Here is a 20,136-nt window from a genome sequence, read left to right as displayed (position 1 = left end):
GTCGATTTTGAAATCTAACACCTCATATAAGTCTTTATACATTGGACTGTTCGTTTTCTTTATAGGAATGAATCTTGCCAGTGCCCAATTTTTGTTGCAGGCCCCCAATACGGGCGATGAAACGAATTATCGCTGGTATGAGGCATCGGATACATCCACCGTTTTAGGGACCAATTCATTTTATGAAGCGACCCAGCCCGGTGTGTATTTTGCCACGTATGATGGGACACTTTGTGGTTCCAATGCAACGGGATATTTTATTTTGACCGACTGTGAAGCACCCAATAATCAGGTGACTTTGGATATTTCGGCCAGTGTTCCCTCGGGAGCCACAGTAAGTTGGAGTCCTGCTCTTCCCGGTGATCAATCAAGGCCCACAGTAACCAGTACACAGACCGTAATGCGATATGTGGCGACCATCACAAAAGTAGGCAACAGCACCTCGCTACCCAGATTTACAGTGGTATGTATGAGTCAAGCCGCAAACCTTTCAGATGATTTGATCACTGTCAACGAAGATGCATCGGTAACTGTGCCTATTTTCGACAATGATGCGGACATACCTACTACTGGAGTGTTAACGACGACCGACCCAGCGAACGGGGCAGTGAGTATTGATGACAACGGAACGGCAAACGACCCTTCGGATGATATGGTCACTTACACCCCATACCCAGATTACAACGGAAGCGACAGTTTTGATTATACCCTTTGTAATTCCTTCGGGGATTGTAGCACCGCAACGGTGACCATTGATGTGCTGCCCATTGTGGACACCATCGATGATTCGGTTTCCACGGATATCGGTGTTGATGCTGCGATATCATGGAGAGCAAATGACAATGACATCCCAACGCTTGGAACGATTACCGCGACCGACCCATCCAATGGAAACGTGGTGTTAAACGACAATGGAACGGCAAACAATCCATCCGATGACGATATTACTTATGTGCCAAACCCTGGATTTACGGGCACGGATTCCTTTACTTATACCGTTTGTGATGACAATGGGAACTGTGATACGGCGACCATAACTGTAGTGGTCAATGACCTTGGTGTGGATATCGATAGTGATAACGATGGCATCGTGGACGCCTTTGAGGATTTAAATGCGGATAGTGATGATGACCCATCCACTAACCCAACGGACACCGATGGAGATGGAATTCCAGATTACCTCGATATCGATAGTGACAATGACGGAATTCCGGACAATATTGAGGCACAGCCTGCTTTGGGTTACCTCGCACCAAGCATGACAGATGCCAACGGCAATGGTTTGGATGATGCTTACGAAGCTGATGGCAATCTTGGCCTGATTCCGTTGGATTCCGATAATGATGGTATTCCAGATTATGTGGATGAAGATAGTGACAACGACAATGTGCCGGATGCCATTGAAGGACACGATTTGGACCATGATGGCTTACCAGAAGTAACTTTGATAGGTTCCGATAAGGACAACGATGGTTTGGATGATGGATACGAAGGCGAGACCATGATCGATATCGATATCAATGACGGGATGGACGACCCGAGTGCGGCCTTGCCCGATAATGATAGTGATGGTATTCCAGATTTCAGGGACTCGGACGATGATGACGATGGTATCGAGACCATGGATGAGGATACCAACGCAGATGGTAATTACGCCAATGACGATACCAACGAAGATGGCATCCCGGATTACCTAGACCCAGATTTGGGTGAATTGACTACCGATGAAGAAGTGGTTGATGTCATCAATGTCATCACACCTAATGGGGATGGTGTACACGATACCTTAGAGATCCGCGGACTTGAAAATTATCCGAACAACACGGTGAGGATATACAACAGATGGGGCGTAATGGTCTTCCAGACCAAGGCCTATGCCTCCAGCGGAAATGTATTCGATGGTACATCCCAAGGAAGGATCACTGTGGACAAGGACAATAAATTACCTGTAGGGACATACTTCTATGTTATTGATTATCAAGAGACAAGTGGAAATATGAAACAGCTAACAGGCTACATATACATAAACAGATAAAATGGTTACTGTGAAAAAAAAGAACGTCAACATAAACATCCAATGGCTGATTGCCCTTCTGTTTTTGGGAGTGGTAAACGTGCAGGCGCAGCAGGATGCACAGTACACCCAATACATGTACAACACGGTCAGCGTGAATCCGGCCTATGCAGGTTCGCGCGGACATTTGAGCATTGCCGCCCTTTACCGTAACCAATGGTTGGGACTTGACGGTGCTCCGGAAACACAGACCTTGAACCTGCACACCCCAGTGGGGTATCGTGGAGTGGGTCTTGGACTCTCCATTGTAAATGATAAGATCGGGCCTACTTCCGAGACTTATTTCGATGTCGATTTTTCCTATACCATCCAAACCTCTTGGGAAGGAAGGTTGAGTTTTGGCCTTAAGGCCAGTGCCCACATGTTGGATATTCGCTTCTCCGAGCTCGATGAGTTTGAGATAGACCCTCAATTGCAGTCACAGCAGGATATTCAAAATAAATTTTCCCCAAATATTGGAGCGGGGGTGTACTATCATACCGACAGATTTTATGCAGGTCTTTCTGCGCCTAGAATATTGGAGACCACGCATTTTGATACATCCTCCATCTCTACTGCAAAAGAACAGATGACCTTATATTTGATAACTGGATATGTTTGGGACCTCAATCCCGTACTCAAGTTTAAACCGGCCCTTTTGACCAAAGCCGTCCAAGGAGCGCCACTCCAAGTAGATCTTTCCGCCAATTTTATGTTCAACGAAAAGTTTATAGGCGGTGTTGCTTATCGTTGGGATGCTGCCTTCAGCGGTCTTATTGGCTTTATGCTGTCCGATCAGTTTATGGTGGGCATGGCCTACGATCGTGAGATTACGGAGTTGGGAGCCGCTACCTTCAACGATGGTTCCTTCGAGATTATCCTTAGATACGATTTCATCAGAAACATCGGAAACCTAAAATCACCGCGCTTCTTTTAGGAAGAATTTACGAGCCTTTACCACATATTTTACCTCAAAGGTCATATTTTTACCATATGAAAGAGGAAAAAGTAATATTGGTAAATGAACAAGACGAACCCATAGGCCTAATGCCCAAAATGGAAGCCCATGAAAAGGCGCTGCTCCATAGGGCATTTTCTGTTTTTGTGATGAACGCCAAAGGCGAAACCATGCTACAACAACGGGCCAAGGACAAATATCACTCCCCCCTGTTATGGACCAACACCTGTTGCAGCCACCAAAGGGAAGGGGAGAGCAATGTGGAGGCGGGCAAACGCAGGCTCATGGAAGAAATGGGCTTTACCACAGAACTCAAGGAACTGTTCCATTTTGTGTATAAGGCTCCTTTTGACAACGGGCTCACCGAACACGAGTTTGATCACGTCATGGTGGGATATTTTGAGGATGAACCCAATATCAATCCGGATGAGGTAGCCGATTGGAAATGGATGTACCCAGCGGATATCAAAAAGGATATGGACCAAAATCCTCAGCACTACACGGCTTGGTTCAAAATTATCTTTGAACGTTTTTATGACCATCTTTTGGAAAATACTCCTGCACAATGAAAGTAAAGGCAAGTAGAAAAGCGACCTTCAATGCGGCCCATAGATTGTTTCGGCCCGATTGGGACGAGGAGAAGAACAACGCCGTTTTTGGCAAATGCAATAACCCCAAATACCATGGACACAACTACGATTTGATCGTGAGCGTCACTGGGGAAATCGACCCAGAAACAGGATTTGTGATGGACCTCAAGGTACTCAAGGATTTGATCAAGGAACAGGTGCTGGACCCATTGGACCATAAAAACCTGAATTTAGATGTGCCCGAATTCAAGAATTTGAACCCTACGGCAGAAAATATCGCAGTAGTCATTTGGAATAAACTCAGGCCACATATCGAGGCCGAAAAGGAGTTGGAAGTGGTACTCTACGAAACTCCTCGCAATTTTGTGACCTATACCGGATAAAATGAACTTATACCCCTTAAAATTCAAGCCCATACTCAAAGAACGCCTTTGGGGAGGAACCAAGCTAAAGGAAGTGTTGAACAAGCCTATCGAAAGTGATATTACTGGTGAAAGCTGGGAACTTTCTGGTGTGCAAGGGGATATTTCCGTGGTGTCCAATGGCGATTTGGAGGGGACATCCCTACAAAACTTGATGGATCAAAGTGGCAAAGCGTTACTGGGCGATAGCGTGGTGCAACGCTTTGGGAACGATTTTCCCATCCTTATCAAGTTTATTGATGCCAAACAGGACCTCTCCATTCAACTACACCCCAATGATGAACTGGCCAAGAGCCGACATAATTCTTTCGGAAAAACGGAGATGTGGTACATTATGGATGCTGATCCAGGTGCCAAACTGATTGTAGGTTTCAACAAAGACGTGGAAAAGGAAGAATATGTGAAAAGTCTTGAGGAAGGCACACTGACCGATTTGATGAACTATGAAGAGGTTAAAGAAGGGGATACTTTTTTTATCAACACGGGAAAGATACACGCCATTGGTGCCGGGGTGTTGTTGGCCGAAATCCAACAGACTTCCGACATTACCTATCGGGTATTCGATTTCAACCGCAGGGATAAGGATGGCAATTTAAGGGAACTGCACACCAGTTTGGCCGTAGACGCCATCGATTACGAAAAAAAGGATGATTTCAGGGTAAATTATGCCAACGATACAGACCAAACCAACGGCATGGTGGATTGCCCTTATTTTAAAACAAATTTCCTGGCGTTGACCCAACCCATGAAACAAGATTTGTCCCAAAGGGACTCATTCACCATTTATATGTGCGTGGGAGGTGAGGCTACCATTACCAACGATTGGGGAAGCACGTCCATACAAAAAGGGGAGACAGCCCTTGTTGCCGCCTCCAGTACCCATTTGGAAATTGATACCCAACACGCCAAACTTTTAGAAGTTACTATTTAATAGTATCTTTAATCAAAACCACAGTGTTATGCCAAGTATCCGTGACTTAAAAAAGGATGTCAATTATGTACTGGGAGACATCATTGAAGCAGTTTATATCTGGGAAGCCGGTTCCGGCAATAAAGAATCCGAAGAAGGAACCGTGATCATTGATGAAGCCATTGAGGTCTATGATAACCTTATGGATAAAATCAACCAGAAAAAAGTAGAGGACTCCAAAACCCACTTCAAGTCCATTCGTAACGAACTGGAAGAAAAAGCCACCAAGCTTGTGGAGCGGCTCAATAGCCTTGAAGCTTAATTGTTCTGGTCCAAGAAGGCCTTAAATTCCTTTCCGTATTTCGAGGATGCCACTTCTGGAGCAAGGCTTTTGTAAATGGAATCCAGGTATTTCGGATTGGCTTCCCGTGCCTCGGTCATCATTATGTAGGGAGTGGCGTAAGAATCGGTATTGCTAAGCCCAAAGTTAAGCGCATATCGATATCGGCCAATCGTGTTTTGATTGATCAAGCGTTGAATGGAATCCAAAGCGATGGAATCCTCCTGCATTTCGGGGGATGACCCTTGTTGGATCAGGCCAAGTTCCCTAATGTTGAATTTAGAAGCCATTTGATAGAATTCCTCCAGCTTTTTATGGGATTTTGATCCTGAAATTTCCGCATTCGTGTCAAAAGTGTTCCATGCGGTATTGATGATAATGTTACCAGCTTCCCCAAAAAAGGTAATACGGTCGTTGATGTCGTTATTATCCTCTTTTTTAAGGTACAAATAGAAAATCTCAGGTTCTTCCACCTCTTGGGCAAAACTGAAATTGCCATCCCCTTGAATTTGTAGAGAATCCAACACTACCAAGGTAGAGTCCTTGAATTGCTGCAAATAGAGGGTACCTTTTTTTAATCCTTTAATGTTCCCACTAAGGTTCATGGTATGTTCCGTGCTCTTTTCGCAGGCAAGCACAGCGATTCCTATCAGTATAACAAACAATATCCGCTTCATCTTAAAATTTTAGCTGGGCAAAGATGCACAATCTTCTCAAAATATTAAACATTGGAGGCCACTTCCATCAACAAAGCGCACAAATAGGCTCCTGCCGTTCCTACCACATAGCCAAAAACGGCCAATAGGATACCCACCGAAGTCAGTGAAGGGTGAAATTCCGCAGCGACAACGGGAGCCGATGCGGCGCCGCCCACATTGGCCTGACTGCCCACGGCCAAGAAAAAGAATGGTGCCTTGATCAGTTTTGCCATCAGAATTAGCAGTCCTGCATGAATGGTAATCCAAATCAGTCCGATGGCGATAAGTCCAGGGTTGTCCAATACCTTGCCCAAGTCCATTTTCATACCTATGGTCGCCACCAAAATATAAATGAACATGCCCCCAACTTTACTTGCTCCTGCACCTTCGTAATTTTTGGCCTTTGTAAAGGAAAGCCCAATGCCTATGGCTGTGGCGAAAACCACCATCCAAAGGAAATCCGAACCTAAGGACGACAAAATTTTCTGTGGGTTACGGATGACCTCAAAATTGTTTTGAAGGAAATTGGCAAAGTGGTGTCCCGCCAAATGGGATATGCCCACTCCCACAAAGGCGAAGAACAGCAACATCATTAAGTCTCGTAGGGTAGTTACACGGGCTATTTTTTCGGTGTAGGTCGATACTTTTACCTTCAAATCTTCAATGGAAGAGGTATCCGCTTTGAGCCAGCGGTCAATTTTATCGGTTTTGCCCACGCCCAATAAGATGATGGCCAGCCAGAGGTTGGCGACCACAATATCTATGAGGACCATGCCCCCATAACTTTCTTGATTGTATTTAAAAACTTCGAGCATTGCTGCTTGATTGGCACCTCCACCTATCCAGCTCCCTGCAATGGTGGCCAATCCTCTCCAAACTGCATCTGGGCCAACACCCCCAACCGTTTCGGGGGAAAATATGGACACGATCAAAATGGCAATGGGTCCACCAATAACGATACCCACTGTGCCTGTCAGAAACATGACCAAGGCCTTGGACCCTAGGTTGATGATGGCCTTTAGGTCTATACTGAGCGTCATCAAGATCAAAGCAGCTGGCAGCAGATATCTACTGGCCACGTAATAGGTGTTGGAAGACGATTCGTCTATGATTCCAATACTGGCTAAAATGGCTGGCAACAAATAGCACATAAGCACGGTGGGAACCACGCTATAAAACTTGCTCCAGAATCCTGTTTTGATGGATGAGGTATAAAATACAAAGCCTAGACAGAGGCAAAGCAGCCCGAAGATAACAGTGTCTTGGGTAAATGGTAGTTGGTCCATAGATGTGATGCTAAAACCTCAAATATAGGAAAATAACAGGGGTGTATCCGGAGGATATTTTTTTCCAATTTAAAAGTCAATACCTCTCAAATATTCAGCCAGTAGGTCAATTTTAGGTTAATGGACCGAGTGCGCGGCATGAAGGTGTTTACAAAATAATTGTCGTTGTATACCAAAAATAGGTCGGATAACGGCGCAAAGCGCCATTGCAGCCTTGAATTGATTCCTAGATAGTCAGCCTGATTGCTGTATTGGATTAGGGTGGACCAAAAAACGGATTTATTGAACGTAAGTTCAATTCTTGGACTTACCAGCCAAATTTCACGGCTTGCATAGGGCTCAGGTAGCATGATACTGTTATAATTGACACCAAGGGAAAGCAACATTTTGGGTTGGAGACGTAGACTTAAATCACCTTCCATAACAAATCGATTGCCGTTGTAAAAGTCACCATAACCAGGTTGCACCGAGTAGGAAAACACCCTTCTTCTGTCGCTTTGGAACTGCATCTCGTAGCTGGTGTAATAATAGCCTATATCTCCTGGCAGTCCCACCGCACCATCTGTTCCTGTGGGGTCAAATTCTTCAGTTAAGAAAGTGTAGCGGTTAAACATCCGTACCGAAAACTCTTCTTGGGACTTAAATCTGGCCTGCCAGCTCAAAAAGATGTTGTAATCCGTATTCTTATAATCTAATGTGGGTCGCCAAATAGCGTTTGGGCTAATTCGGAATCCATGGGAATTCAGTTTTCCTTTTTGGGGCCAAAAATTGAATTCGACAAAAGGCCTTGCGGCCACAATATCCTGTCGGCGCACGAACCCGAGATCTGATCGGAAGTCGTTGCCCACGAAATTTCCACGAAGCCCAAAATTGAAGAATCTTGAGTTATATCGGAGGTCCATACCTCCCGAGGCATCACGATTCCCAATATCCCTTGCGAAGGATTTGTGATAGAAGAATTTACCCGTCCACGTGTTGTCTGCGGAGGCAAGATTGTAATCCAAGCCAACCACACGGTTGTATCTGTCCGTTTCTTCCAGAAAATCGTATTCCCCAAAACTTTGTCGGTTCACAAAAATGAAGCTGAGGTTGGAACGCGAGAACATCTTTTTTTGGAGTGCCAACACGGTATTATTATTACTGGCAATCTCGTTTTCTTCGTCCTCTTCCGTTTGTATGTTCAAAAGACCGAGCCGCCAATTTTCATTTAATTTGCCACTGAGCCTAACACCGCCCACAATTCCATTTTCTATGGTTTCATCATCCTTGTTTTTGGCAATACCAATTCTTCTTGAGAAAAAGGGGTTGGCATCCCTTTCGTTTCCAAAGGAGCCAAAAAGGTCATTGTTGTCTATAAAAAACTGTCGTCTTTCGGGCAAGGCCACTTGAAAACGGGAAAGGTTGACGATGACATTGTCCACTTGTACGTTGGAAAAATCGGGGTTAAGGGTTACGTCCAAATTCATTCCGTTGCCAATGGAGATTTTGGCATCGCCCCCAACATTGAAATTGTTAAACTCCTCATTGTTTTCATAATCCTTCGCCAAAATACCATTGATGTATGGAATGAGGGCCATGGGGGTTCTCGATTTTCCAAGGGGCTTTTCAAAAATCATATCGCCCATAAAGGCCAAACTGTACACCAGTTGGTTTTGTGGAATTTTCATCCAACTGCTGGTTTCATTCGACTGCATATCAAAGCGATAACTATTGAACCGCCATTTGGTCTCACCTTGCCTAAATTTAAAAGAGGTGAGGGGTATGGCCAGCTCGCAAATGTAGTAGCCCTCGTAGATTTTGGTCTCACCTTTCCACTTTACATCCCACGAAGTGGTAAAACCACTGGGCCCGGAACCACCATTGGAAATGAGTGCCTCACGACGTACGCCGTAGGGGTTCATCCCGAATAGGAAAGCGTTGGTGCCGTCGTTAAAAGTGTCGAACATTAAACTGATGTTGTCATTGCCCCCAGCGCGGTAATCCCGTTGTAAGGAGGGAATCACGTAGTTGTCCCCTTCGGTATTAAGTTTGATGCCAACATATAGGGTGGTATTGTTGTACAGCATCTTAATGTCCGTTTGCTGGAAGGCAAGCGTGGTGTCGCTTGGAAAGTATTGATGGAAATCGGAGGCGCTTTCTGCAATTTCCCAAACACTTTCGTCCATAATACCATCAACTTTGATAATGTCATCGATATATTTTACCGTAAAACTTTTCGGATCGGATTGGGAAAATAGAACGTAGGAACAGAGGATTGTAACGAGTACAAAACTTTTTTTGAGCATTGATTCAGTTTAGTTGGTTTAACAAATGTAAAGTTTACATAGTTAAAAAAATCCCAAAATTTTAAAATCGGTTGTTCTTTGCCAAAACATTCAGAAATTTCCAGAAATAAAAATCGCCGTATTTTTTGTCAACCTAAGCGTCGTTTCAAATGAAAAAAATCACATTATTGTTGTTATTGCTCCCTGTTATTGTTTTGGCAAATACCACTTGGGGAAAAACGGGCCACCGCGTTACAGGTGAAATTGCTGAGGCTTATTTGACGGGAAAGGCCAAACGGGCTTTGAACGATTTGTTGGATGGGCACAGTTTGGCTTTCGTTTCCACCTTTGCCGATGACATTAAAGCAGACCGTGCGTTTTCCAAATATTCCGCTTGGCATTATGTGAATTATCCCTTGGGCACCAGTTATCGGGATTCGGAGAAAAGTGAATATGGGGATATTGTAATGGCCATTGAGGAATGTACGGCCAAGGTAAAGGATAAAAACAATAGCCGTGAGGACCGGGTCTTTTATTTAAAGATGCTGATTCATTTGATAGGAGACCTGCACCAACCGATGCATGCGAGTAGGGCAGAGGATAAGGGTGGCAACGATATTCAAGTGCAATGGTTTGGAGAGGGAAGCAACCTGCACCGGGTCTGGGACAAGAATATGATCGAATCTTATGGTATGACCTATACCGAACTGGCCGGTGAACTGGTAGAAGTTAGTCGTGCCGAAAGAAAGGAAATCCAGGCGGGAACCATCTACGATTGGGTGGACGAATCCCATGAGATTTGTGCAAAGCTCTACGATTCCGTGGAAATAGGGGAAAAGTTGGGCTATCGCTATTCCTACGACTACAACGACCTTTTGTTCGAGCAGCTCCAAAAAGGAGGACTTCGCTTGGCAAAGGTGTTGAACGACCTATTTGCCTAAGCGATCAGGATTGCAAAACGGTTTTCAACTGGTTTCTGTATTCCGAAGGATTTTGCCCCGTAAAGGCCTTGAAGGACTTATTGAAATGGGAAAAGTTGTTGAAGCCGCTATCGTAGCACACCTGCGTGATGCTTATGGGCTGTTCCGCCAAAAGTTTTGAAGCATGCACCAGTCTGTACTCATTTACGAACTGCGTAAAGGTCTTTTTGGTGATTTTTTTGAAGTATCTACAGAAGGAGGGTACCGTCATGCTCACCATATCGGCAATCTGTTCCAAACTGATATCTTCCTTAAAGTGTGTTTTTACATGATTAAAGACGACATTGATGCGGTCGTTGTCCTTTAATTCAGTTTCAATTGAAAAGCCTTCCGCGTTCAAAACGTGCATTTCTTTGGAGGTGGCCAAAATGTTCAAAATGTTGAGTATGGAAAGCAAGCGCTGAAAATCGGTCTGGTATTCCAGGATTTCCATTTTTTCACCCACCTTCATTTTGGTCTTTCCGCTAAAGGCAATACCTCCCTTGGCAACTTCGAACAGCTTTTGGATATTTTTCATTTCGGGAATATTGAAGAAATCACTTCCCAAAAAGTCGGCCTTCATTTGTACAAGCGTCTCACTTTTATTACCGGTCAGCTTGTCCGTAAATCCACAGTGGGGCAAATTGGACCCTATTAATATAAGGTCACCGTTCCTGTAATAGGAAACATGGCTACCGATCTGTCTTTTTCCAGAACCCCCGTTCACATAAACCAATTCTAGCTCTGGATGGTAATGCCAACCATTGTTTTTGTTCTCATTACTTTCATTAAACTTTTGAAAGGTAAATGAGTGCCCAAAACTGGGAGCGATCGCTTCAAATGCCGGTTTTTGAATCATGTACTACAATTTTTGTTCGCAATGATAAAGTTACAACTACCATTGTCGTACAAATGTCAACAAAATTACCGCAAAGTTATGCTATTTTATCATTAATACTATGTTAAATGATATACCATGTTAATATAGCACATAAACTGGAAAAAGGAGTGGTATTTCTATGCGCTATTGCGTCCTACATTTGTACTGTAATCTTAAAAAAACGAAATGTTATGAAAGTAGTTAAGAACCTAACAGTAGCAGCAGCCCTTTTAATCAGTGCAATTGCGGTTGCCAACACGACAGCAACAGAATTTGGTAAAAAGACAGTTGCCAAATATGAAGTTGAAAAGAACTTGGTAAAGGTAAACCTTGATCCCGTATTTGTAAGGAAAGGTCAAAAAGTTATGATGAACCTTTTGAACGTATCCAAGGGAAAGGTACTATTGAAAGTATACGATAGCGAAGAAAGACTTGTCTTTGACGAGGCTATCGACGGTGACATCGTTGTTGAGAAAGCATTCAACTTCGAAAAAGCCTTTAGAGGGGAATATACCATTGTTGTAGTGGACAAATTCGGTACCTACAAGCAGAAAATGGTTGTAAGATAGTTTGTTTAGTTAATTTTTATGTGCATTGGGGAGCCGGGAGGCTCCCCTTTTTTTATGCCCATTTCTGAAGTTTCTCCCTTTTTCCCAACGGTAGGGCCTCATTATGGAGCGCCTGTTGCAATACATGCTGGTCCTTTTCCTTGGCAAAAAGCAGCTCATAGAACTGTGCTATGGTCAAAGGGCTTTCCGATGCCGTCACCAATTCCATGGAATCTCCTTTTGATACGGTACCGGGCTCCATAACCCTAATATAGGTCCCGGGACGACCATGGTCGATGAGTTGTTTCAGTATCCCTTGATTGCCAAAACGGATGCCCAATTTATAGCAGGGTTCCCTTGGTTGCGAAATTTGTACCAAGGCCGTGCCCAATCGGTAGGTGCTTCCGATCTTTAATTGCGTTTCGTCCAAGCCCTGTATGGTGAGGTTTTCCCCGAACATGCCCCAGTCCCATTCCAATTGGGGGTACTTTGCCTTCCAATAATCGTAATGGTCCGCCGAGAACAAATAACAGGCTTTGTATATACCGCCATGGTATTTTCGGTCCACTACGGTATCGCCCTGTACATCTTCGGTATCCAGATAAATCGGTTGATCCACAGGATATTTGTAAATACCCGTCAAGGTTTGTTTGCCGTTCCAATTGATTTTGGTCGGCTCCCCTAGATTTGTTGAGATTACTTTCATAACAGCAAGGTATAAAAAAACCACCGCTGGTGGCGGTGGTCCTTCAGTTTAATTGTTGTCGTGAAGAATTAATCCTCCCGATACAATTTCTTTGTCATGTTGAAACCTACAAAAAGCCCAATGCCTGCCATGAGGAAAATAGTGCCCGGATAGGCTACCTCTTCATCCACCCCTAAACCATAGTGCAATAGGGAGGCAACAAAAATCGCCGCTCCAATACCCATGAGCAATAGGGCTAGGTTAAGGAGGAGGACTTTCCATACCGGAGCGGCCTCATCTCTTTTACCTCTAACAAAGATGCTGGCGTCAGCTCCTTTTTCGATCAAGGCCAATCGTTCCTTGTTCCTCGTTGAAAAATAAAGGTAGGCAATCGCAAAAATGACTCCGAAAATAATAGGTATGATAATTACTTCTGATCCCATAACTGTTCGTTTTACTGATTATTTGATAATTTATTTGTTCATAAGCTATGACGACAGTTTTTCAAATCAGGTTACATCAAATTAAAAATTTTATTTTCGGTGTAACCTAAATGGAGCATTTGGCGTCCTATGAACAATGCTGACCAATACAGAACAAGAACTGATTTCGGAAATACGCAGGGGGAACACCCGCGCATTCTCCGATTTGGTGGATAGCTATAAGGATTTGGTCTATACGCTGGCCGTTCGGATGTTGGGCAACCGGGAAGAGGCCGAAGAAGTCTCGCAAGATGTTTTTATTAAAGTGTACAAATCCTTGTCTAAATTTAAGGGGGATAGCAAATTATCGACTTGGGTATATCGGATTGCCTACAACAGTTGTTTGGACCAGCTCAAGAAAATAAAAAAGGAACGTGTCCTTACCGACTTGGAACATATCAATAAAATTGCCTACGCGGATTTGGACAATGCCTTTCAAAGAATGGCCGACGAAGAAAGGAGCGAAATCATAAGGCAATGCTTGGCGCAATTGTCGTCGGAAGATGCGGGAATTCTTACCTTGTTTTATCTCGAGGAAAGTAGCCTGCAGGAGATGGAGAAAGCGACCGGCCTGCCCGTAAATACCTTAAAGGTGCGGTTGTTCAGGGCCAGGAAACGATTGGCCGGTATTATGGAAAACAGTGTGAACAAAGAAATTTTGCAAAGCAATGGATAAACGAGAGGATAAAAAACTGGAAACATTTATCGATAAGTTAATGGGAGATGCCCCATTGGAATCACCTTCTGTAGACTTTACCCAAAAAGTCCTGCACAAATTGGAAGCCGATGCGCAACAAGAGGTGTTTCAATATAAGCCGTTGGTATCCGGAAAGATGTTGTCCGGCGTATCTATCGCCTTTGTTGCTTTGTTGGTTTTTATTGGGGCACAGCTGGGAATGGATAGCGGACAAGGTTGGTTCGCCAGCATACATATGGATGCGTGGTTCCAAACGGATTGGCAATGGGTGGATCAGTATACCTCATCCAAGATCATGGTGTACGCGTTTTTGCTTTTCGGTTTTATGTTTTTTGTACAGGTGGGCTGGTTAAAAAAGCAAATGGATCAAACCTTGGGTTAAACATAGGCATAATAGTATGCCCAATACATCAAGAAAAATTGAAGGGGGATTCGGAGGATTAAAATCCATTTGGGAATCCCAGCGGCGGCTTTTTCACTGGAAAGCATGTAAAAATGGACGGGGAGAAAGGCCGCTAGCATCAAAATAATACCAAAAGTGCTCAATGTACGGGTAGCATCAAAACAAACGCCGATTCCCAGTAAAATTTCTGCAACACCGCTTAAATAGACCAAAAGTCTATGGTTTGGTAAATACATGGGCATAATCCGCATGTACATTTTTGGTTTGATGAAATGCATAGCTCCAGCCAGCACATACATTCCTGCCATAACATATAAATCCCATGGTGCCATACAACCTATTTTTTATAATACCAGAACGGCAAGATAACATCTGTTTGACTGACCACACTATCCTTGACCTTTCTTTTTCTTCGAAGCCGTAAAATATGTTTGCCCTGTTCCAGGTCCGATATGTTGAGATAGGTTTCAAAACCAAGCGTATTGTTGATTCCCGTGGTCAGGATAAAATCCTCGTCCAGTTCCAGACTGTCAATACGAAAGGAGTGGATTTCATTAAAGGTGCTGAGGTACTTCCTTCGAATACTATCCTTTTGGCTTCGGCTGGTAATCTCATCATCCCAACTGGTGGTCACCTGCATATTGGAGGTAAGTCCGCGACGGTCTATTTTCGGGGAAAGCGAATCGTTGTAGGCAAAAATCCGGTTTTCCAAGCTTTCGGAAAAAGGCACAAAAACGTTCAAATACGGTTCGGTGATTACTTTGGAGGGTATCACCATCCTTCCCGGGAAGTCCTCTTTGTCCGTTAGCATATCCAAATAATTCTCCTTGTTGGCAAAAAAACTGGACGATTCAAGGTCTTTTTCCAGGTAATTGGAATGTCGGTATTCCAAAGTGGTGACCATCAAAATGGCAATATAAATGGGAACCAATAGCAAAATCAATCGTTTGCCAAAACGGTTGTCCAAAAAATTGTAGACCAAGGGTCGATATAAAAAGGAAAGGGTGATAAAACTGAATATCCAATACACGGGGAAGTACACACGGGATATCCACTTTTTCCGCTTTAACCAGCCCTGGGTCACAAAATCGATAAAGGTAAGGAGCATTCCTAGGATGATTAGAATGATCAGGATGGTGCCCAAAGTCGCGGACAGTGCGTCCGGCAATTGGTCGTTATCAAAAATAAAGTTGGCCACCAGCACTATGGATAAAATAATCATGGTGAGTGCCAACACGTAGAAAATCAACAGAAACGAAATGGCAAAGAGAACACTACAATAATTTTCCAAGTTGGCGATGTAGCGATCAAAGGATACGATACGCTTTTTTAGATAGTTGGTGAACTTTTCGGAATAGCGCAGCTTCTCAAATTCGATATCGCCAGAAACATATCGGAGGCCCAATGCGCCTATCCAAAGCCCTCGAAGGATGACGTGCAACAACAAGTTGAAAAGCAAAATGGAGGATGCGATGTGCAAAATAAGGTATACCAGAAAACTGTAGACAGAATCCTCGTTTTCGGCATGCAGCATTTCCAAACGAAGGGGTTCATAAGCCGTGAAAAGTCCAAAAATAGCAAAACCCGAAATAATGAGTTCCAGTTCCCAGCTTTGCTGCTGAAGGGAATCCAATAGTTTTTTAAAGGCCGGACTATTGTAATCGTTATTGCCCACGGTTTGATTGGTTTGCTACACCAAGATAGGCATAAAATGCAAAAGCCGCTCTTTTGGAGCGGCTTTGCGTTGTTGATTATAGTACAAATCCAAATTATTTGATCATCTCATAGCTGCGGGAGATAAAGTTGGTGAGTTCCTCACCTTTCAATAATCCTTTGGATAGTCGTGCCAGATCCAAGGATTGGTTGATCAATCTTTCCCGCTTTTTGGCTGTTTTGGTGTTCAATATTTCGCTCACCAGTTCGTGATTGGTGTTCACGATCAGGTTGTACATATCGGGCATATTGCCCATGCCGAACATGCCGCTGCCTCCAGTGCGCTGCATTTCCTTCATCCGGCGCATAAATTCCGGCTCGGTGATGATAAAGGGAGAGGCGGTACTTTCCATGGCCTCCATTTGAATGGTATACCCCTTGTCCTTGGTTACTTCTTCGATTTCCTTTTTTAGTTTCTCTTTTTCTTCATCGGACAGCTTGGAAATGGTAGTGTCCTCTTTTTTGATGAGGTTATCCACATGGTCGGCATCCACGCGCACAAAGGATAGGTTCTCCTTGCTGGTTTCCAATTTCTGCATCAGGTGCGGAACAATGGGCGAATCCAACAAAAGGACCTCGTATCCTTTCTTTTTGGCCGCTTCGATATAACTGTGCTGTGCCTCTTTGTCAGAAGCATATAAAATCACCAGTTTATCATCCTTATCGGTTTGATTGTCCTTGATCTTGTTCTCTAGCTCTTCAAAGGTGTAGAAATCACCATCGATGGTTGGGTAAAGGGCGAACTTGTCAGCCTTTTCAAAGAATTTGTCCTCGGAAAGCATACCGTATTCAATGACCACCTTGATGTCGTTCCATTTCTTTTCAAAGTCCTCTCGGTTGTTTTTGAAAAGGGATGTCAATTTATCCGCCACCTTTCGGGTGATGTAGGAAGAAATCTTCTTAACGGCACCATCTGCCTGCAAATAGGACCTTGAAACGTTCAATGGAATATCAGGAGAGTCAATGACCCCTTTCAACATGGTCAAGAACTCTGGAACAATCCCTTCTACATTATCGGTAACGAATACTTGGTTCTGGTAGAGTTGTATCCTATCCTTTTGAATGTTGAGGTCATTGGTAAGTTTAGGGAAGTACAAAATTCCTGTCAGGTTGAACGGATAATCCACGTTCAAGTGAATATGGAACAACGGCTCTTCGAACTGCATGGGGTAGAGTTCACGGTAGAAATTCTTGTAGTCCTCCTCTTCTAAATCCGTGGGTTGCTTGGTCCAAGCTGGTTCGGGGTTGTTGATGATGTCATCCACTTCCTTGGTCGGGGCCGGTTCGTCCTCTTTGGCGCCCTCTGGTTTGGGAAGGGTTTCCTTTCTGGTCCCAAACTTAATCGGTATGGGCATAAACTTGTTATACTTGACCAACAATTGTCGAATTCTGGAATTTTCCAAAAACTCGGTAGAGTCCTCTGCAATGTGAAGGATGATTTCGGTACCGCGCTCTGATTTGTCGCTGGGCTCAATGGTGAATTCGGGCGAACCATCGCAAATCCAGTGCACTGCTGGCTCATCCTTGTGGCTTTTTGTAATGATCTCCACTTTTTCGGCGACCATAAATGCCGAGTAGAAACCAAGGCCAAAATGTCCGATAATGCCCGCATCCTTTCCAGCATCCTTGTATTTGTCCAAAAATTCTTCGGCACCGGAAAAGGCCACTTCGTTAATGTATTTTTTTACCTCTTCCTCGGTCATACCAATACCTTGGTCCAAGATATGGATGCGCTTATTGTCTTTGTCCACCTTCACTTCAATGATTGGGTTTCCATAATCTACCTTCGCCTCCCCAATGGAGGTAAGGTGCTTTAGTTTTAAGGTCGCATCAGTAGCATTGGAAATAAGCTCCCTCAAGAAAATTTCGTGGTCACTGTACAGAAATTTTTTGATCAAGGGAAAAATGTTCTCAACTGAAACATTGATTTTACCTGTAGCCATTTTTCTTATCGTTTTAAATCTTTAATCCTCTTTGGTCAAAAAAAATACCAGATCTCAAAATCTGACAAACTGGCATTTTACAGGGGCTGACAGCCCAATGGACAGTTTTAACAAAATTTTGTTTATTTATTTTTCAAAAAGATTAAACATAATAAGTATCTTTACATCGTTATGGGAAAATTGCTATGAAAAAGTAATACTATAACAAGTTTGTTTATTTATTGGTTAGGTTGTGAAAATGCACTTTCGCTCGGAAGTGCATTTTCTTTAAAAGCTTAATTTTGTAAGCAAGACTACACACGACATTAGTAATCCATAAAAAATACCACAATGGCAAAAACATCAAAATCCAAAATCACCGAGGATAAAATTATAAGCCTGTTCATGGAGTCCGTATTGGAGCATGAAAAGGTGCCAAGCTCGGTATTCAAATTTTGCAAGGAAAACAAAATAACCGAAGAGGAGTTCTACGGCTTTTTTGGTTCGTTTGACACGCTTCAGAAGTCCATCTGGACCAAATTCTTCGATAATAGTTATGGAGTGATGCAAAAGAACAAGGATTACGAGTCGATGACCAATGAGGAAAAGATGCTTACCTTTTTCTTTACCTTCTTCGAAAATTTGACGCTTAACAGGAGCTATGTCCTTTTCATCATGAACGAGCACAAGCATTCCATGGAAGGCTTAGTGCAATTGAAAGGGCTACGAAAAAAGTTCAAGGATTTCGCATCTACCCTGATCGAGGAACGCAATGAGGAAAAGAACCTGAAAATCTTTAGATATAATGCACCGCTTTTCTCGGAAGGCGCTTGGTTGCAATTTTTGTTCATCTTAAAGTTTTGGATGGAGGATGGCTCGCCCGGACTGGAAAAAACGGATATTGCCATTGAGAAATCGGTAACTACTATATTTCAAATATTTGAAAGTACACCTTTGGAAAAAATCGTGGACTTTGGAAAATTCCTGTACAAGGAGAAATTCGCATAAGGCCCATGAAAAGTCTGGATACCATTCCCACCGGCAAGATTGAGCGGGCCGGGAAGCTTGTGAAAACAGGTGTTAAAATCGGCGGCAACTACGTAAAATACTACGGCAAAAAATTGGTGGACCCAAAGACCTCGAAGGATACTTTGGACCAAGACAATGCCGAGGATATTTACGATGGGCTAAAAAGCTTAAAAGGAAGCGCCCTAAAGGTTGCGCAAATGCTCAGCATGGAGAAAAATCTTTTGCCACGGGCCTACGTAGAAAAGTTTTCGCTCTCCCAGTTTTCGGTACCCCCCTTGTCGGCACCGCTTGTGCGCAAAACCTTTAAGAAGTACTTGGGCAAATATCCCGAGGATGTCTTTGATCAGTTCGAAAAGGATTCCGTTAATGCAGCAAGCATAGGCCAAGTGCACCGTGCCGAAAAGGACGGAAGAAAGTTGGCCGTAAAAATCCAATATCCCGGTGTGGCGGAAAGCATTAGCAGCGATTTGGCCCTGGTGAAACCTGTGGCCATCAAAATGTTCAACCTAAAAGGAAAGGATTCCGAAAAATACTTTAAGGAAGTAGAACATAAATTGGTAGAGGAGACCAATTACATTTTGGAGCTGGAACAGAGTGATGAGATTACCAAAGCTTGTTCTGTAATTCCCAACATGAGATTTCCCAAATACTACCGTGACCTTTCCAGCGAACGCATTTTGACGATGGATTGGATGGAAGGCAAGCATTTGGGAGAATTTACCAAAACCGATTTTGATTCCGAATTGGGGAACAAGCTCGGTCAGGCCCTTTGGGACTTTTATATGTTCCAAATCCATGCCTTGAGAAGGGTGCACGCCGACCCACATCCAGGTAACTTTTTGGTCAGTGGGGCAGGGGAGTTGATTGCCATCGATTTTGGCTGTATCAAAGCAATCCCAGAAGAATTTTATGTGCCTTATTTTGAGCTGGCCAAGCCAGAAAACATCAACAATGATGAGGTGTTCATGGAGAAGCTGTATGAACTGGAAATTTTAACACCGACCGATTCGGAGAAGGAGCTACAATTTTTCAAGGCTCTTTTTAAAGAAATGTTGACCATTTTTACTTCTCCCTTCCATAAGGAAACCTTCGATTTCGGTGATGAGGGATTCTGGTCCCAGATTGCCAATTTAAGCGAACGGTATTCCAAGGATGAACAAATACGCAAGATGAATGGGAACCGCGGTTCCAAACACTTTTTGTACATCAACCGTACCTTTTTCGGACTCTATAACCTATTGCATGACCTAAAGGCCCATGTGGAGGTGAATTCCTTTGAAAAGTATATGGATTGATG

Annotated in this window: 21 protein-coding genes; 12 read left to right on the top strand and 9 right to left on the bottom strand. The window is 43.6% G+C overall.

The features are described from left to right. Nucleotides 1-67: 67 nt before the first annotated feature. The 6 genes from GGE08_RS11605 to GGE08_RS11580 are packed head-to-tail and all read left to right on the top strand — an operon-like array spanning nucleotide 68 to nucleotide 5,255. Nucleotides 68-2,035 (top strand): gliding motility-associated C-terminal domain-containing protein, encoded by a 1,968-nt coding sequence (locus tag GGE08_RS11605; protein ID WP_257024021.1) that lies wholly within the window; start codon nucleotides 68-70, stop codon nucleotides 2,033-2,035. A gap of 1 nt (nucleotide 2,036) precedes the next feature. Then, on the top strand, nucleotides 2,037-2,990 hold the full coding sequence (locus tag GGE08_RS11600) for a type IX secretion system membrane protein PorP/SprF (protein ID WP_179385059.1): 954 nt from the start codon (nucleotides 2,037-2,039) through the stop codon (nucleotides 2,988-2,990). Between the two features lie 56 nt (nucleotides 2,991-3,046). Then, nucleotides 3,047-3,580, top strand: coding sequence for an isopentenyl-diphosphate Delta-isomerase (gene idi / locus GGE08_RS11595; protein WP_179385058.1), 534 nt, complete (start codon nucleotides 3,047-3,049; stop codon nucleotides 3,578-3,580). Continuing rightward, nucleotides 3,577-3,984: a 6-pyruvoyl trahydropterin synthase family protein gene (locus GGE08_RS11590; protein WP_179385057.1), complete on the top strand. Its 408-nt coding sequence runs from the start codon at nucleotides 3,577-3,579 to the stop codon at nucleotides 3,982-3,984. Before idi ends, GGE08_RS11590 begins: the two co-directional genes overlap by 4 nt. Before the next feature lies 1 nt (nucleotide 3,985). Then, the gene (locus GGE08_RS11585; RefSeq protein WP_179385056.1) at nucleotides 3,986-4,954 is read left to right on the top strand and encodes a type I phosphomannose isomerase catalytic subunit; all 969 of its coding nucleotides are present in this window, start codon (nucleotides 3,986-3,988) and stop codon (nucleotides 4,952-4,954) included. Between the two features lie 28 nt (nucleotides 4,955-4,982). Further along, nucleotides 4,983-5,255 carry a hypothetical protein gene (locus GGE08_RS11580; protein ID WP_179385055.1) on the top strand — a complete coding sequence of 91 codons (273 nt, stop codon included), beginning with the start codon at nucleotides 4,983-4,985 and terminating at the stop codon, nucleotides 5,253-5,255. On the opposite strand, the gene GGE08_RS11575 is transcribed toward GGE08_RS11580, so the two are convergent. From GGE08_RS11575 to GGE08_RS11565, 3 genes are all read right to left on the bottom strand, one after another. Then, on the bottom strand, nucleotides 5,252-5,950 hold the full coding sequence (locus GGE08_RS11575; RefSeq protein ID WP_179385054.1) for a DUF4369 domain-containing protein: 699 nt from the start codon (nucleotides 5,948-5,950) through the stop codon (nucleotides 5,252-5,254). The genes GGE08_RS11580 and GGE08_RS11575 overlap by 4 nt on opposite strands. 44 nt (nucleotides 5,951-5,994) lie before the next feature. Beyond that, nucleotides 5,995-7,257, bottom strand: a complete 1,263-nt coding sequence (locus tag GGE08_RS11570) for a DUF819 domain-containing protein (RefSeq protein ID WP_179385053.1) — start codon at nucleotides 7,255-7,257, stop codon at nucleotides 5,995-5,997. An 86-nt stretch (nucleotides 7,258-7,343) separates the two neighbouring features. Beyond that, entirely contained in the window at nucleotides 7,344-9,542 is a 2,199-nt protein-coding gene (locus GGE08_RS11565) for a DUF5916 domain-containing protein (RefSeq protein ID WP_179385052.1), read from the bottom strand. Nucleotides 9,543-9,691: 149 nt separating this feature from the next. Between GGE08_RS11565 and GGE08_RS11560 the strand changes: the two genes are divergently transcribed. Then, nucleotides 9,692-10,462: a S1/P1 nuclease gene (locus GGE08_RS11560; RefSeq protein WP_179385051.1), complete on the top strand. Its 771-nt coding sequence runs from the start codon at nucleotides 9,692-9,694 to the stop codon at nucleotides 10,460-10,462. A 4-nt stretch (nucleotides 10,463-10,466) separates the two neighbouring features. Here GGE08_RS11560 and GGE08_RS11555 read toward each other — a convergent pair whose 3' ends face one another. Beyond that, nucleotides 10,467-11,339 carry an AraC family transcriptional regulator gene (locus tag GGE08_RS11555; RefSeq protein WP_179385050.1) on the bottom strand — a complete coding sequence of 291 codons (873 nt, stop codon included), beginning with the start codon at nucleotides 11,337-11,339 and terminating at the stop codon, nucleotides 10,467-10,469. Between the two features lie 212 nt (nucleotides 11,340-11,551). Here GGE08_RS11555 and GGE08_RS11550 point away from each other — a divergent pair, with 212 nt between their 5' ends. Next, entirely contained in the window at nucleotides 11,552-11,929 is a 378-nt protein-coding gene (locus GGE08_RS11550; protein ID WP_179385049.1) for a hypothetical protein, read from the top strand. A 52-nt stretch (nucleotides 11,930-11,981) separates the two neighbouring features. On the opposite strand, the gene GGE08_RS11545 is transcribed toward GGE08_RS11550, so the two are convergent. Then, nucleotides 11,982-12,614 carry an MOSC domain-containing protein gene (locus tag GGE08_RS11545; RefSeq protein ID WP_179385048.1) on the bottom strand — a complete coding sequence of 211 codons (633 nt, stop codon included), beginning with the start codon at nucleotides 12,612-12,614 and terminating at the stop codon, nucleotides 11,982-11,984. A 68-nt stretch (nucleotides 12,615-12,682) separates the two neighbouring features. Then, a complete protein-coding gene (locus tag GGE08_RS11540) occupies nucleotides 12,683-13,036 on the bottom strand; it encodes a DUF6249 domain-containing protein (protein WP_179385047.1) in 354 nt (117 codons plus the stop codon). 136 nt (nucleotides 13,037-13,172) lie between these two features. On the opposite strand from GGE08_RS11540, the gene GGE08_RS11535 reads away from it, so the two are divergent. Then, the gene (locus tag GGE08_RS11535; RefSeq protein ID WP_179385046.1) at nucleotides 13,173-13,751 is read left to right on the top strand and encodes an RNA polymerase sigma factor; all 579 of its coding nucleotides are present in this window, start codon (nucleotides 13,173-13,175) and stop codon (nucleotides 13,749-13,751) included. Next, nucleotides 13,744-14,154, top strand: a complete 411-nt coding sequence (locus tag GGE08_RS11530; RefSeq protein WP_179385045.1) for a hypothetical protein — start codon at nucleotides 13,744-13,746, stop codon at nucleotides 14,152-14,154. Before GGE08_RS11535 ends, GGE08_RS11530 begins: the two co-directional genes overlap by 8 nt. Here GGE08_RS11530 and GGE08_RS11525 read toward each other — a convergent pair. The 3 genes from GGE08_RS11525 to htpG form a co-directional block, all read right to left on the bottom strand. Beyond that, entirely contained in the window at nucleotides 14,151-14,507 is a 357-nt protein-coding gene (locus GGE08_RS11525; RefSeq protein ID WP_179385044.1) for a hypothetical protein, read from the bottom strand. The genes GGE08_RS11530 and GGE08_RS11525 overlap by 4 nt on opposite strands. A 5-nt stretch (nucleotides 14,508-14,512) precedes the next feature. After that, the gene (locus GGE08_RS11520; protein ID WP_179385043.1) at nucleotides 14,513-15,850 is read right to left on the bottom strand and encodes a hypothetical protein; all 1,338 of its coding nucleotides are present in this window, start codon (nucleotides 15,848-15,850) and stop codon (nucleotides 14,513-14,515) included. Between the two features lie 94 nt (nucleotides 15,851-15,944). Beyond that, nucleotides 15,945-17,831 (bottom strand): molecular chaperone HtpG, encoded by a 1,887-nt coding sequence (gene htpG, locus GGE08_RS11515; protein WP_179385042.1) that lies wholly within the window; start codon nucleotides 17,829-17,831, stop codon nucleotides 15,945-15,947. A 330-nt stretch (nucleotides 17,832-18,161) separates the two neighbouring features. Between htpG and GGE08_RS11510 the strand changes: the two genes are divergently transcribed. Together GGE08_RS11510 and GGE08_RS11505 are read left to right on the top strand one after the other, a co-directional pair. After that, complete coding sequence (locus GGE08_RS11510) at nucleotides 18,162-18,818, top strand: TetR family transcriptional regulator C-terminal domain-containing protein (RefSeq protein ID WP_179385041.1); 657 nt, start codon at nucleotides 18,162-18,164, stop codon at nucleotides 18,816-18,818. A gap of 5 nt (nucleotides 18,819-18,823) precedes the next feature. Next, complete coding sequence (locus tag GGE08_RS11505; protein ID WP_179385040.1) at nucleotides 18,824-20,134, top strand: AarF/ABC1/UbiB kinase family protein; 1,311 nt, start codon at nucleotides 18,824-18,826, stop codon at nucleotides 20,132-20,134. The last annotated feature ends 2 nt before the right edge of the window (nucleotides 20,135-20,136 follow it).

Source organism: Allomuricauda sp. ARW1Y1, assembly GCF_013407935.1.
In the GTDB taxonomy this organism is placed as follows: Bacteria; Bacteroidota; Bacteroidia; order Flavobacteriales; family Flavobacteriaceae; genus Flagellimonas.
The sequence above is the reverse complement of the archived record's forward strand: the minus strand, read 5'-3'. Positions and strand labels throughout refer to the sequence as shown.